Here is a 13807-nt window from a genome sequence, read left to right as displayed (position 1 = left end):
TAAAGGCTAATCATTTCAATGACTTTATCTTGAATTCGCCTGCTGGGTCACAGCCTGGCGCGTTTTTTTTGGGCAAGCCGTCTAAACCCTGAGCAAACAGCACGAGAAAGGGCTAAAAGTGAGAAAAAAGGGTTGTGCCTCTGCTCGGGGTACGTATAATGCGCCTCGTTGTCAGGCAACTGGCACACAAGCAGTAATGCGGGAATAGCTCAGTTGGTAGAGCACGACCTTGCCAAGGTCGGGGTCGCGAGTTCGAGTCTCGTTTCCCGCTCCAATTTCTCCATGGCACCAATCATGGATATCACTTTCAAGGCAATGCCTTGTCAGCATGGCGCGTTAGCAAAGCGGTTATGCAGCGGATTGCAAATCCGTTTAGTCCGGTTCGACTCCGGAACGTGCCTCCATCTTCTCCCTGTCTGAATTTTCCGATATCGACCGTTTCGTGCGGCGCTTTGTCGTATCAGTATCCCTGCTGCAGCAACAGCTGTTCGCAACCCTGCTGCTGCCACTCCCGCTCCAGATAGCGGTTTACCTGTGTCAGGTCCTGTCCCCGGTACTGAAACTGCACTTCGGCCGAGTGTTCGGTCACATCCATCATCTTCTGTTTCAACTGACCGCACTGCCACAGGCTGACGGTGGGGGCCCCCTTGTAGGCCAGGGTGATGCTGTCGTCCCGGTTGAGCTGCCAGTCCTGCCATTCCGACCAGATCAGCAGGCCCAGGATCCCTATGATCGCCATTTCTGCGGGTTTCATCGCCTTGACTCCATGTTAACTGCCAACTCATTAAATCTGGTCAAACGCGGCCGCTTTGCCAGCTTTTGTTGCCTGTAAGTTAATGGATGTAACCCAATTTCACTTTGTGGCTTTTCAGGGCGTTTTTTGCGAAAAAATGGGAATCATGGTGTAGTAATCCTACAAATTGTGGAGTAATCTTTGCTCAGTGGTCTTACCAGTGAGGAGTGCTATCATGTTTCATCCCTATTCCCTTACTCAGATAATTCTTCGTCGCCTCTATGTGCTGCTGGTGGGTATGCTGGCTTTCCCCGTGATGCTGTTTCGCAGCGACCGGGCCCGTTTCTACAGCTATCTGCACCGGATCTGGAGCAAAACCAGCACCAAACCGGTATGGCTCAAGATGAGCGAGCGCGGCGAGCGGATCTTCTACTGAGGTCCCGGCTTGATGACAAAAGAGACAGCTTCGGCTGTCTCTTTTGCATTTATGGCCCCTGGCCGCACAAATTGCATTCAACAGGGAGAAATGAGGTCTGTATGGCGCCCCTTGCGCCAGGTTTTGTCCTGCCTGATGAGAGCGGGTGGCGCCGCGGTACAATCCGGCCAGCGGGATCCCGGGTAGAGTGGCGACTCATTGATCCTAGGAGCTTTTTATATGTCCGATATTTTCAAGGCCGCCTTCATCTTCGTTGCACCGGGGGCGGATCCCGCCTGCCACGCCAGCTGGGTCAAGACGGAGAAAGTCCATGTGAAGATGATCGCCGTGCCCGACTACCAGGTAGGCTGTGAACTGCTTGACGAGCTATATCGGGAGGGGATCAGGGCGGTGGAGCTGTGTGCCGGATTTGGTCACCTGGGGGTCGCTGCCATGGTGGAGGCGGCCGCGGGTCGCATGGAGATAGGCGTGGTGCGCTTCGATCGCCATCCCTGTCTCGACCATGTCAGCGGTGATACCCTCTTCCTGTCCGCCTCTGAACCGAGCCAGTGAGCAATATCGCCTCCCATCATGATGCAGTGCCGTAAATTTCAGCCCGCTCCCGATCTGGCGCCCTGGCTGGCGCAAGGTTGGGAGTGGCGCCTTTGTCACCCCCAGCCGATGCCTGAGATCTTCCCCGGCACCGGGGCCGAGATCCTGTTCAATCTGGGGGATCCCCTCACCATCACGATCCTCTCGTCAGCAGACGCACCCCGCAGCGTCACCGTGGCCACGGGGGTGGTCGTATTGCTCTGCCCGCGCCATGCCCACCTGCGCTTTGCCGCCCATGGCCAGACTCATCTGCTGGGGCTGCGGCTGCGCTCTTCGGCCTGTTTCGATCTGTTTGGCGTGCCGCTCGAGCAGTTGAGCGATCGGGTGCTGTCCCTCGATGAGCTGGGGATTGTCTGCCCCGACCCGCAGTGGTTGATGCTGGAGGGGGCAGGGGCGCTGGGCGCCTGGTTGCGCCAGCAGGTGGCGAGGTGCCCGCCGCGGGATCTTGCGCTGGTGCGGGCGATAGAGCGGCTCTATTACGGCACGCCGGCGATTGAGTTGCAGCAGCAACTGGGGATGAGCGCACGCACCTTTCAGCGGCGATTGCGCCGCCATCTCGGGGTAGATGCCCGCTATTTTCTGCGTACCGCCCGCTTTCAAAGGGCGCTGCGCCAGCTGCTGTCGGGCGCCCCGTCGCTCGATGCCCTGCTGGAACAGGGCTATTGCGATCAGCCCCATTTCATCAAGAGCTGTCACTTCTTTACCGGGCGCTCGCCCGGGCAACTGCTCACCCCTGAGCACCAGCGCCTCAACCACTACAGCCCGCAGATAAACCGGCTGGCCGGATCGCTTTGACGACCCAGCCCGCTCGGCGCTTTCCATTCATCTTGTCTTGCGACCAGCTCGCCTCTCGCCGCCGCGCGCTGGTGAAAATGTGCCGGCAAACCCGCGTCGGGATGGTCGGGGAGGCGAACCGGTTACCCCGTCACCGCCATGCCATCGTCTCTGTCGCCGACTTGATGTCAATGCCAAGGGGCCGAGAACATCCTGAAAACTCCTTTTAAAACAACATTCTACTAATTGTGTTTTTTATAGATGTGCCGATTTTGCATTTTTTTTGAAATCATTTCGTCGCAGCGCCGGTTCTATGGAAGGCATCCGGTCGCGAATGATCGGGCACACCACACACAATCAGAAGGAACAGAGAATGAACGTTAAAAAGAGCACTGCCATCGCCTCCGCCATGACCGGTCTGCTGGCCCTCGGCGCCCAGTTCATTGCCGCCCCGGCCATGGCTGCCGACGAGAAGGAGAAGTGCTACGGCGTGGTGAAGGCGAGCAAGAACGACTGTGCGACCAAGACCAACTCCTGCGCCGGCACCGCCAAGATGGATGCCCAGGGCGACGCCTTCGTGGTGGTGCCCAAGGGGCTGTGCGAGAAGCTGGCCGGCGGTTCGCTGCAACCCAAGTAAGGCTGGGTGCCACGGTGTTGTGCACCGTGGCTCTCTTTTGATGGCCAACCGCGAGTCTTTGCGATGAACCCCTTGATTGGTATTGGATTGCGAACCCCCCATTACGACGAGATGCTGCGTACCCTGCCGACCGTCGGCTGGCTGGAGGTGCACAGCGAGAATTACTTCGAACGGCACAGCCGGGGTTTTCAGGTATTGAGCGAGCTGGCCCGGCACTATCCGGTCAGCCTGCACGGGGTCGGCATGTCCCTGGGGTCGGCTGATGGGCTCGACCTTGTTCACCTTGCCAGCCTCTCGGCCCTGGCCGGCGCCATCAAGCCGGTGCGCATCTCGGAGCACCTCAGCTGGGGCAGCATCGGGGGGCGCCACTTCAACGATCTGCTGCCGGTGCCCTATACCCGGGAGGCTCTGCTCACCATGAGCGACAAGATCAAGCAGGTGCAGGATGCACTCGGCTGCCGGCTGCTGATCGAGAACCCCTCTTCTTACCTGCAACTGGCGGGAGAGATGCCGGAGTGGGAGTTTCTGGCCGAGCTGCAACGGCGCAGCGAGTGCGGCATCCTGCTCGATCTCAACAACCTCTACGTCAGTGCCTTCAACCACGGCTTTGCGTGCCGTGACTATCTGGCTGCCATCGACATCGCCACCGTGGGTGAAATCCACCTGGCCGGTTTTACCGACAAGTCCCTGCCGCAGGGGCACCTCTATATCGATACCCACAGCGCGCCGGTGAGCGAGCCGGTCTGGGCCCTCTATGCCGAGATCTGCCGCCAGCGCGCCATCCCCACCCTGATCGAGTGGGATCTCGAGATACCGCCGCTCCCCGTGCTGTTGGCGGAGGCTGAGCGTGCGAGCACCCTGCTGGATGCCGCCATGGCCGCCCATCTTGCGTCGGAGGCCGCCCATGTCTGAGCTGGCCCACCGGCAGCAGCAGTTTGCCGAGGGGCTGCTTGGCCAGAGCGAGGCCATTCTGCCCCACGTCCATTCCCGCCTCTTCCCGGCCGATGCCGTGCTGCAGGTCTATCGCAACCACTTCATCCTGAGCCTTGGCGAGGTGCTGGCAGGCAGCTACCCGGCGGTCAAGGCCATGGTGGGGGAGGCGTTTTTCGACGCCGCGGCGCGCGGCTTCGTGCTGGCGGAGCCCCTCTGCGAAGGGAGCGTGATGCACTACGGCGCCGGCTTTGGCGACTGGCTTGCAGGGCTGCCCACCACCGCCGAACTGCCCTGGCTGGGGGAGCTTTCCCGTTTCGAGTGGGCACTGGAGCGCACCAGTCTGCTGGCCCCCGAGGCACGCCACTGGCCGGCCGAGCGGGTGGCGGCCCTGCCGCCAGCGGCCTGGCAGACGCTGGTGCTGATCCCGGCCTGTGATCTGCTTCTGTTCGACAGCCTTCGCCCGGTGGAGGCCCTCTGGCAGATGGCTCTGCACCAGGGGGAGGCGGTGCACGATCTGGCGGCCCCTGCCTGGCTTGCCCTCAAGAAGCAGCCCGATTGCCGGGTATTGCCGCTGCGCCTGAGCGAGGGGGAGTGGCGCCTGCTGGATGGCTGCCGCCAGGGCATCGCCCTGTCGACCCTGCTGGCGCAAGATCCGCAGGCTGCAGAGTATCTGACCCGCCTCGTCACCCTGGGCCTGCTGGTCGATGTGACCTCAACGCTGGAGTAAATTCGATGACAAACCACAAGTTCCCCCTGATGCAGCAACGGGGGCCGGCCGCCCCCTGGTGGCTGAGCGGCACCCTCTTGCTGCTGGCCAGATGCTGGGTGGCGGCGGTCTTCTTGCGCTCCGGCTGGCTCAAGCTGAGCGCCTGGGACAGCACCCTCTACCTGTTCGAGTTCGAGTATCGGGTGCCCCTGCTGCCCTGGCAGTGGGCAGCCTGGCTGGGGACGGCCACCGAGTTGCTGCTGCCGGTGCTGCTGCTGCTTGGGCTCTTCACCCGGCCGGTCGCCGCCCTGCTGTTTGCCTTCAACATCATGGCGGTGCTCTCCTATCCCGCCCTCTGGGCCGGCGGCTTTTACGATCACCAGTTGTGGGGCTGGATGCTGCTGACACTGGCGGTGTGGGGGGCGGGGCCGCTGGCCCTGGATCAGTGGCGCCTTGCCAGGCGGGCATGAAGCCGCCACACTGGCGTTCTCATCAGGCACCCTGCGGGGTGCCTGCTCATTTCATCACAAGGAGGAGAGGCGATGATCATCCGGCAGGCAACACAGGCAGACATTCCCGCGCTGGTGACCCTGCGCATGGCGCTGTTTTGCGAGGTGGGGGAGCTGAGCGAGCCGTTGGCCGATCTGCCACTGTGGCAGGCCACCACTGCCTATTTCAGCACGGCGCAGGCCGAGGAGAGTGCCCGCTCCTGGGTGGCGGAGGTGGATGGCGAGGTGGTGGCGAGCGCAACCCTGGCCCTCTTCGTGCGCCCGCCCTATCCCGGCAATCTGACGGGGAGGGAGGGCTATCTGCTCAACATGTATACCCTGCCTGCCCATCGCCGGCGGGGACTGGCCGGTGCCCTGCTGGACCAGATGGCGGACTATGCGAGGGGGCAGCAGCTGGGCCGGATCTGGCTCCATGCCAGCGAAGAGGGGCGGCCCCTCTACGAACGGATGGGGTTTGTGAGCAACCCCGCCTATCTGGAGTGGCAACCCGGGTGATCCCGCTTGCCGCCCTGCCCGTATCACGCCTGCCAACGGGATACGGGCGCTGCGAATCTCTCCCTGGCTGTGGCAAAATCTCGGCCAAATTCTGATCGAGTCACCATGCTCAACTATGATCAGCCTCAACAGGCTCGTGCCGGTTCATCTTGACGCCGAGTCTTGTGCCCGTTCCCACCTTGTCAGGTCATTACAGAGGTATGACACCCATGTTCAACAACAAGCTGAAGGCGCAACTGCAGGCCTGCCAGGCACAGCTCGACGAATCACAGGGCTTCGTGGAGGCGGTCAAGGCCGGGATCGCGACCATCATCTTCACCCCGGATGGCGAGATCCTGGAGGCCAATCAGCCATTTTTGAGCCTGATGGGTTACAGCGCGATGGAGCTGCAGGGTCAGCACCACCGGATGTTTTGCGGCCAGGAGCTGGCCCGCTCCGCCGAGTACCAGCAGTTCTGGGCCCAGCTCAAGCAGGGCAGAGTCAAGTCCGGCATCTTCTCGCGCCGCAACAAGCGGGGCGAGGTGGTCTGGCTGGAGGCCAGCTACTTCCCGGTAAAGTCGCAGGGCAGGGTGACCCAGGTGATCAAGATCGCCAGCGACATCACCGCGGAGCATCAGCAACTGCTTAACCAGGAGGCGGTCTCCAAGGCGCTCGAACGCTCGCTTGCCATGATCGAATTCACCCCGACCGGTGACATCCTCTCGGCCAACGCCAACTTCCTGAGTTGCGTCGGTTACACCCTGAACGAGCTCAAGGGGCGCAATCACCGGATCCTGTGCGATGACGCCTTCTATGAGGAGAACCCCCGCTTCTGGGAAGAGCTGGCTCAGGGACAGTTCAAGTCCGGGCTTTTCCTGCGGCGCAACAGCCATGGCGAGGCGATCTGGCTGGAGGCCACCTACAACCCCATTCGCGACGAGAGCGGCAAGGTGAGCCGGGTCATCAAGTTTGCCAGCGACATTACTGATCGTGTCACCAAGAGCCATGCGGTGCGCGATGCCACCCAGGTGGCTCACGCCACGGCGCAGGAGACCCTGCGCTGTGCCGAACAGGGGGCAGAGTTGCTGCGCTCCGTGGTGGAGACCTCGTCGCTCATCAGCGAGCAGGTGGACAAGACCATCCTGCTCATCAACCAGCTCAACGAGCAGTCCAGAAGCATAGAGGCCATCGTCTCCACCATCAGCAGCATCGCCGATCAGACCAATCTGCTGGCCCTCAATGCGGCCATCGAGGCGGCCCGCGCCGGCGATCAGGGGCGTGGTTTCGCGGTGGTGGCCGACGAGGTGCGCCAGCTGGCGGCTCGCACGTCGCTCTCCACCGACGAGATAGCCAAGGTGGTGCAGAAGAACCGCGAGCTGACCGCCAGAGTGACCGACGACATGGCCAGGGTGGCCGGCAGCGCCGAGCTCGGCAAGCAGCAGATCGACAAGGTCAACGAGGTGATGGTGGAGATCCGGCAGGAGGCCAACAACGTCTCGGCAACCGTCTCCAGCCTCTCCATCTAGTCAGCTGGCGGCCTTCTCTTCATGCGGGCCGCCTTGACCACTATTTCAACGACCTGCACGCAATATGAGCAGTCGAAATCCCAATCTGAACCCCTGCTGTATCGCTCCCTGCTTGTGAATTGCCCGTCGGCGGCAGCCTGTTTAGGCTTGCCGCCTCATTATTTCTGGAGCAGATAAAGACGATGGCAACGAGAAGAGAGGGCAGGGCGCTGGCGCTGCTGGCAGGTGTGGTGGCAAGCGTGGGACTGAGCGGCTGCATGGGGCAGATGGGGCTCTCCTCCATGGTGACCAAGGGCAACCTCAGCGTGGTGGACAACCGTTACGGCCGGGCCGGGGTCTTCATCCTGCTCTCGCCGGTATACGGTCTGGCGGCCACCGCGGATCTCTTCGTGTTCAATACCATCGAATTCTGGTCGGGCAAGAACCCCATCACCGGCAAGTCGCCGGCGCTGGTGGATCAGAAGCTGGACGCCCTGATCAAGGTGAACCAGCACCTGGATCCCTCCCTCAACAAGGTGCCGCTGGCCCTGCTGCCGCAAGGGGTACGCGAGGTGGAGGTGAGCTACCCGGACGAGCGCACCGCCCAGATGGAGGTGCACTACCTGGACGGGCGCAGCAGCCTGATGCGCGGCGAGAAGCGCGGCGAGCTGCTGGACATCTATTTTGACGGCCGGCTGGTGTCGACCCTGACCCCGGCTCAGCTGGAGGAAAAAGCACGGACCGGTAGCGCCGAGGTATAAATTCATCTGAATCCAGATCTATTCCTCTCTGGATAAGGTATACCTAGTCAGCAGGCAAGATCGCCAAGATGACCAGGGATACAGGCTATGACGGTGAATGGATTGCGGTTGGCAGAGTTGATTGGTTCCCTCAGTCATGCGCTCGACATGACTGAGGGTCAACCAAGAGGGCACTGTGTTCGCTGTTGCTGGATAGGTTCCCGTCTGGCCGAACGGTTGGCGCTGGATGCTCGACAGCGTCATGACCTCTATTACATGCTGCTGCTCAAGGATCTGGGGTGCAGCAGCAATGCGGCCCGTATCTGCGAACTCTATCTCACCGACGATCTTCACTTCAAACGCGACTTCAAGCTGGTGGATGGCTCTCTCTCCGAGGTGGTCAACTTCGTGCTGGGCCACACCGGCCTGCAGGCGGATCTGCTTGGGCGTTTTCGCAGCCTGTTTCACATCTTTCGCAACGGCGATCAGATAGCCAACGAACTGATCCAGACCCGTTGCCATCGGGGGGCGGACATCGCTCGTCAGTTGCGTTTCAGTGAAGAGGTCGCCGCCGGTATCCTCTCTCTGGACGAACACTGGAACGGCAAAGGTCGGCCGTTGCAACTGGTCGGTGACGCGATTCCGCTCTTCTCTCGCATAGCGCTGCTCTGCCAGGTGGTGGATGTGTTTCATGCCGCCGCAGGCCCTGATGCGGTGCTCAAAGAGCTGCGCGAGCGCAGCGGCAGCTGGTTTGACCCTCAATTGGTTAGCGAGTTTGAAGCCTTGGCGGATGGTGATTTTTGGCAAGGACTGGCGGATCCCAAGCTGGCTGAGTGGGTGTTCGTCCACCCGGCCGGGCAGGGTGAGGTCGCTCTTGATGAAGATTATCTGGACGAGATCGCCGCGGCATTCGGCCAGGTGGTGGACTCCAAAAGTCCCTATACCGCCGGTCATAGCGGCCGAGTGGCACTCTATACAGACATTCTTGCCACTCAGATGGGGTTGTCCGAGCAGAGACGACGCTGGCTCAAGCGCGGTGCTCTGCTCCATGACGTGGGCAAGCTGGGGGTGAGCAATGCCATTCTCGACAAACCGGGCAAACTTGATGCGCAGGAGTGGGCCGCCGTGCAGATGCACGCCGCCTATACCGAGGAGATCCTGAGTCGCATAAGTGCGTTTGAAGAGCTGGCGCAAGTGGCGGGTGCCCACCATGAGCGCCTCGATGGCAAGGGTTACCCTAAAGGATTGAAAGGGGACGAGATAGCCTTGGAAACCCGCATCATCACCACGGCCGACATTTTTGATGCCATCACTGCCAAACGGCCCTATCGTGGAGCCATTCCGGTACCCCAGGCGCTGGAGATGATGGCCGAGACGCTGGGGACGGCCATTGATCCGGATTGCTTTGCCGCTCTGCAGGCGGGGATCCAGGATTTTTCCCTCTATCTCCCGCTCGAGCAACCGCTGGCAAACGCCAGTTAATATTTGCGCCATATCGGGCTGCAGTCATTTGTCATTGGCCTGAGACGACAACGCCCCGCTTTGCGGGGCGTTTTGCTATGGGTGGCTCTGGCTGCGGGGCGGGTGCATCACCAGGCCCAGCAGCCGGCGCAGGTGGGTGAGCTGTTCGGTGAGCTGCAGATTGAGCCACAGATAGCCGCTGATGGCGGCCTCGCCGCCGGCGTCGATCCGCACCCGGCCGGCCGCCTCCTGCAGGCGGCTGATGGCCAGCTCCGAGCCCTGCAGCTCGCCGTTTTTGAGCATCAGCGCCAGCTCGCTCATCAGCGCCTCGGTCGCCTGCTGGCAGGCGCGCAGTTCCGGGGTGCTCTGCATCAGAAAGTGGCTCTGGCGATCGCGCCAGTAGGTGTTGGCCAGCATCTCCAGGGTGCAGAGGGTGTTGCGCATGGTGGTCTGGATCGCCTCGAACAGGGCGCTGCCAAGGCGGGTCTCCTTGACCGCCGGGGTCAGCAGGGGGCGCAGACTTACCATCTTGGAGAGCAATCTGGCGTGGCTGTGGGCGAGGCGTGGTCGCTCCAGCACGTTGGGGGAGAGGTGTGTGTGATAGAGCCTCTGGGCCTGCTGCAGGGTGTCGTGCATCTGCAGCCGCCAGTGGCTGTAAGCGCGTTGGGGATAGATGCTGCAAAACAGCAGCGCCAGCAATGAGCCCAGGATCACGTCGGCACTGCGCCACAGGGCGGTCTCGATGTCGCCGGGCATGGCCCCCATGGTGACGCCGAGGGTGATGCCGATGAGCAGCCCCACGTAGGGACGCTTGCCGAGCGCCAGATAGCCGCACAGGAACATGATGCAGCCGCACCACAGCAGCATCAGCGGCAGGGAGTAGAGCTCGAGATAGAGCGCCACCACCCCGCAGCTGGCGCCGAAGATGGTGCCGACCACCCGCTGCAGGGCGCGCGACAGCACATTGCCCCAGAACGAGATGGGGCCCATCACCACCACCAGGGTGATGAGGGGCCAGGTGCTTTCCGGCAGCTTGAGCTCGCGGGTCAGCAGAAAGGTGAGCATGAAGGCGAGCGCGATGCGCAGGCCGTGAACGATGCGGTAGTGACCGTAGATCAGCAGATCGAGTCGGGAGAGGGGGGCATTCAGGCGCAAGGGACAAGCCTCGGATTCATGGGGGCAACCACCCCGCCACGCCCGGCGGGGTGGAGACCGGTATCAGGCCACTCGTCCCTGGAGTGGGTGGATCCAGACCCGCTCGCCGACCGCGATGGCCGGCTGGGCGGGGACGATTTCAATCAGGCAGTTGGCATCGCTCATGGAGCTGAGGATGCCGGAGCCCTGCGGTCCTGTGGTGCGCACCCGCAGCACGCCGCTGGCGTCCTGATGGAAGATGCCGCGCAGGAACTCGGTGCGTCCCGGTCGGCTCTTCATCTGCTGCTCGGCCAGCGCCGACAGGCGCAGCGGCTGCCACACCCGGCCCTGCAGGCGGGCGATGGCGGGCTCGACGAATTGCAGGAAGCAGATCATGGCGGCCACCGGGTTGCCGGGCAGGCCGAAGAAGGGGGTCTGCCCCAGCTTGCCGAAGGCGAGCGGGCGACCCGGCCGCATCTGGATGCGCCAGAAGGCGATCTGGCCAAGCTCGGCCAGCACCTGCTTGATGAAGTCGGCATTGCCCACCGACACCCCACCCGAGCTCAGCACCAGGTCGGCATCGGCCGCGGCCTGTGCCAGCTGCTGGCGCAGGATGGCGGGATCATCGGGGATGATGCCAAGGTCCATCACCTCGCAGCCGACCCCGGCGATGAGCGCCATCAGGGTGAAGCGGTTGCTGTCGAAGATGTGGCCGGGGGCGAGCGTCTCGCCCGGTGCCTGCACCTCGTCGCCGGTGCTGAACAGCGCCACCTTGAGCGGCGCGCGTACCGTCAGGGTTGCCTGCCCCAGAGAAGCCGCCAACCCGAGCTGAGGGGCACCGAGGCGGGTGCCGGCCGGGATGGCGACCGCACCTTTGGCGAGATCTTCGCCAGCCTGACGCACGTTCTGCCCCGCCTTGACAGGGGCGCTGACGCTGACCCATTCACCGTCAAGCCGGGTCTCTTCGCGCATCACCACGGTATCGACACCGGGGGGCAGCGGGGCGCCGGTCATGATCTGCACCGCCTGTCCGGCCAGTACCGGCTCGCTGCGCGGCTGGCCCGCCAGCACTTCCCCCACCAGCTGCCAGCGCCCGGCGGCGAGATCGTCGCTGCGCAGGCCAATGCCGTCCATCGCCGAGTTGGCATGGGGCGGCACATTGATGGGGCTGACGAGATCCCCCGCCAGCACGGCGCCGTGGCAGCGGGCGAGCGACAGGTCGCGGCAGGCGGTGGCGGGGGTGAGGGCATCGAGAATGGCGTTGCGGGCAGCCTCGACCGACAGAAAGCCGTTGCCAGCCTCCTGCTCCCGCGTCTGGCTCTCCTTGAGCCAGTGGCAGACGAAGTCGGCGATGGCCTCCAGATCATTGATATCGAGCCGGGGCAGGGCGGTCTGCTGGGGCTGATCGCTGGCCACGGCAATGATGTCGCGATCAATCGGGAACAGCAGCGGCTTGCCGATGGTTTCGCGGTGCAGCTCGATTTTCGGGAAGTGCTCATGCTTGAACCCCTCCACCAGCAGCAGGTCGAGGCTGCGCTGATCGAAGCTGGCCAGCAGCTCGCGAAAATCGGCCTCACCCAGATCGGTCTCAACGATGCGGGCGTGACGGCGGCGGGAGGCCACCATCATCTGGCTGGCGCCTGCCTGGCGCAGGCGATGGCTGTCTTTGCCCGGCTGGTCGATGTCAAAGTCGTGGTGGGCGTGCTTGAGCACCCCGAGGCGCAGGCCGCGGCTCACCAGCAGGGGGATGAGCTGCTCGAGCAGGGTGGTCTTGCCGGTGCCGCTCCAGGCGGCAAAGCCGAGCAGGGGCAGGGTGGGGGCCGGGGTCATGAGGTGGCTCCTTGTCCGGTCGCGGCGTCTGGCAGGCGCGCCTCGTAGGCGGCCAGCTCGTCCGGGCTGTTGAGATTGATGAAGGCATCCGGCTGGTCGGCAAAGCTCACCACCGCCATCTGGTGGCGGGCAAACCAGATATCGATTTTGCGCTCCCCCTCCGCCAGCGCGGCGCAGAGGGAAGGGAGCAGGGACTTGTGCAGCAGGGCCACCACGGGTTGCAGCCAGTCGCCGTCGTGGGCCACCACCAGCTCGGTCGCCGGGGTGAGGGCGGCGCGAAAGCGCGCCATCAGATCGCGGGGCAGGGCGGGGCCATCGCAGGGCACGAACAGCACCCAGTCGTGGCGGGCGGCGGCAAGGCCGGCCTGCATGCCCGCCAGCGGGCCGAGATAGTCGGGGTTGTCGTCGCCGATGACCGGGGCCAGCGCCTGGTAGCGGGCCTGGCTGCGGTTGGCGTTGATCAGGATCTCGTCCACCTGGGGCCTCAGTCGGTCAAGCACGTGGTCGATGAGCGGGCGGCCCGCCAACTCGACCCAGCCCTTGTCGGCGCCCCCCATGCGGGTGGCGCGGCCGCCGGCCAGCACCACGGCGGAGACGGGAAAGCGGTCAGTACGAGGTTCGCTGTGTGAGGTCATGTCGCTCGATGATTTTCAAAGGAGTGGGTTCGTGCAGCCGGCCCCGGGCGAGGGTCCATTGCCGCTCGCACAGGTCGGTCAGATCGTTGCTCTGGTGGCTGATGATGACCAGGCCGCTGCCCTGTTCCCGCAGATCTTGCGCCATAGCGGCCATCAGGGCAACCGAATGTGCATCCAGATTGGCGGTGGGCTCGTCCATCAGCAGAAAGGCGGGCTGCAGTGCCCAGGCGCGGGCCATGGCCAGCCGCTGGCGTTCGCCGCCAGACAAAATGCTGATGTGCTCGCGCGCCAGGCTCTCCAGTTCGACCCGGCGCAGCGCCTCGAACACCCGCACCTCGTCGGCGGCGCGATGGCCGAGGGCCCAGGCCACGTTGTCGTGCACGCTGCGATCAAACAGGTAGGGGGTCTGGTGCAGGTAGGTGACCCGGCCCGGCCCCGGATCGCGCTTGAGCCACTGGCCGAGCTTGCCGCGCCAACCAGAGGGGAGGTTGGTGTGGCCCCGGGTCGGGGTGAGCAGGCCGGCCAGGATCTTGAGCAAGGTGGTCTTGCCCACCCCGTTGGCGCCGCGCAGCCAGACGGCGTCGCCGGCCGCGATGGAGAGCTGCTCAATCTGGAACAGGTCGCGCTCGCCAAAGCGCATCATCAGCTGGTGGGCGGTCAGGGCCATGGCGTACTCCGGTGAATGGACGGTGGGGGCATGGTCAGTTCT

General features: G+C 63.4%; 16 protein-coding genes and 2 tRNA genes. 13 read left to right on the top strand and 5 right to left on the bottom strand.

All coding sequences use genetic code 11. The features are described from left to right. The first annotated feature begins 198 nt into the window (after window positions 1-198). Window positions 199-274: transfer RNA gene (locus ACB033_RS06415), tRNA-Gly, on the top strand. A 56-nt stretch (window positions 275-330) separates the two neighbouring features. Next, window positions 331-404 (top strand) — tRNA-Cys (locus ACB033_RS06410). A gap of 56 nt (window positions 405-460) precedes the next feature. On the opposite strand, the gene ACB033_RS06405 is transcribed toward ACB033_RS06410, so the two are convergent. Then, a complete protein-coding gene (locus ACB033_RS06405; protein WP_010633270.1) occupies window positions 461-754 on the bottom strand; it encodes a hypothetical protein in 294 nt (97 codons plus the stop codon). A gap of 214 nt (window positions 755-968) precedes the next feature. Between ACB033_RS06405 and ACB033_RS06400 the strand changes: the two genes are divergently transcribed. The 11 genes from ACB033_RS06400 to ACB033_RS06350 all read left to right on the top strand — a co-directional run bounded on the left by ACB033_RS06400 (window position 969) and on the right by ACB033_RS06350 (window position 9520). Further along, entirely contained in the window at window positions 969-1169 is a 201-nt protein-coding gene (locus ACB033_RS06400; RefSeq protein ID WP_005303249.1) for a YbfA family protein, read from the top strand. Window positions 1170-1388: 219 nt separating this feature from the next. After that, window positions 1389-1721, top strand: coding sequence for a DUF6506 family protein (locus tag ACB033_RS06395; protein WP_139726306.1), 333 nt, complete (start codon window positions 1389-1391; stop codon window positions 1719-1721). Window positions 1722-1739: 18 nt separating this feature from the next. Further along, window positions 1740-2555: a helix-turn-helix domain-containing protein gene (locus ACB033_RS06390; protein ID WP_139726307.1), complete on the top strand. Its 816-nt coding sequence runs from the start codon at window positions 1740-1742 to the stop codon at window positions 2553-2555. Between the two features lie 352 nt (window positions 2556-2907). Beyond that, window positions 2908-3171, top strand: coding sequence for a DUF2282 domain-containing protein (locus ACB033_RS06385; RefSeq protein ID WP_005303242.1), 264 nt, complete (start codon window positions 2908-2910; stop codon window positions 3169-3171). A 63-nt stretch (window positions 3172-3234) separates the two neighbouring features. After that, window positions 3235-4083: a DUF692 domain-containing protein gene (locus tag ACB033_RS06380; protein WP_139726308.1), complete on the top strand. Its 849-nt coding sequence runs from the start codon at window positions 3235-3237 to the stop codon at window positions 4081-4083. Beyond that, window positions 4076-4831: a DNA-binding domain-containing protein gene (locus ACB033_RS06375; RefSeq protein ID WP_139726309.1), complete on the top strand. Its 756-nt coding sequence runs from the start codon at window positions 4076-4078 to the stop codon at window positions 4829-4831. The genes ACB033_RS06380 and ACB033_RS06375 overlap by 8 nt, the downstream gene beginning before the upstream one ends. Window positions 4832-4836: 5 nt before the next feature. Further along, entirely contained in the window at window positions 4837-5280 is a 444-nt protein-coding gene (locus tag ACB033_RS06370) for a DoxX family protein (protein ID WP_021464569.1), read from the top strand. Between the two features lie 72 nt (window positions 5281-5352). After that, on the top strand, window positions 5353-5814 hold the full coding sequence (locus ACB033_RS06365) for a GNAT family N-acetyltransferase (protein ID WP_139726310.1): 462 nt from the start codon (window positions 5353-5355) through the stop codon (window positions 5812-5814). A 209-nt stretch (window positions 5815-6023) separates the two neighbouring features. Continuing rightward, window positions 6024-7319, top strand: coding sequence for a PAS domain-containing methyl-accepting chemotaxis protein (locus ACB033_RS06360; RefSeq protein ID WP_162519978.1), 1296 nt, complete (start codon window positions 6024-6026; stop codon window positions 7317-7319). A 119-nt stretch (window positions 7320-7438) separates the two neighbouring features. Then, window positions 7439-8059 carry a DUF3332 domain-containing protein gene (locus ACB033_RS06355; protein WP_025201343.1) on the top strand — a complete coding sequence of 207 codons (621 nt, stop codon included), beginning with the start codon at window positions 7439-7441 and terminating at the stop codon, window positions 8057-8059. An 87-nt stretch (window positions 8060-8146) separates the two neighbouring features. Continuing rightward, entirely contained in the window at window positions 8147-9520 is a 1374-nt protein-coding gene (locus tag ACB033_RS06350) for an HD-GYP domain-containing protein (RefSeq protein WP_371140414.1), read from the top strand. A gap of 75 nt (window positions 9521-9595) precedes the next feature. Here the strand turns inward: ACB033_RS06350 and ACB033_RS06345 are convergent, their stop codons facing one another. The 4 genes from ACB033_RS06345 to ACB033_RS06330 form a co-directional block, all read right to left on the bottom strand. After that, window positions 9596-10654 (bottom strand): FUSC family protein, encoded by a 1059-nt coding sequence (locus ACB033_RS06345; protein ID WP_371140413.1) that lies wholly within the window; start codon window positions 10652-10654, stop codon window positions 9596-9598. 63 nt (window positions 10655-10717) lie between these two features. Further along, window positions 10718-12463, bottom strand: a complete 1746-nt coding sequence (locus ACB033_RS06340) for a bifunctional molybdopterin-guanine dinucleotide biosynthesis adaptor protein MobB/molybdopterin molybdotransferase MoeA (RefSeq protein WP_371140412.1) — start codon at window positions 12461-12463, stop codon at window positions 10718-10720. Then, entirely contained in the window at window positions 12460-13098 is a 639-nt protein-coding gene (mobA, locus tag ACB033_RS06335; RefSeq protein WP_268000607.1) for a molybdenum cofactor guanylyltransferase MobA, read from the bottom strand. The genes ACB033_RS06340 and mobA overlap by 4 nt, the downstream gene beginning before the upstream one ends. Continuing rightward, entirely contained in the window at window positions 13070-13765 is a 696-nt protein-coding gene (locus tag ACB033_RS06330) for an energy-coupling factor ABC transporter ATP-binding protein (protein WP_017781957.1), read from the bottom strand. The genes mobA and ACB033_RS06330 overlap by 29 nt, the downstream gene beginning before the upstream one ends. Between the last annotated feature and the right edge of the window lie 42 nt (window positions 13766-13807).

Origin of the sequence: Aeromonas sp. S15(2024), from assembly GCF_041402265.1 — a bacterium.
In the GTDB taxonomy this organism is placed as follows: Bacteria; Pseudomonadota; Gammaproteobacteria; order Enterobacterales; family Aeromonadaceae; genus Aeromonas; species Aeromonas dhakensis.
This window is presented reverse-complemented; position numbering and strand designations above follow the sequence as displayed.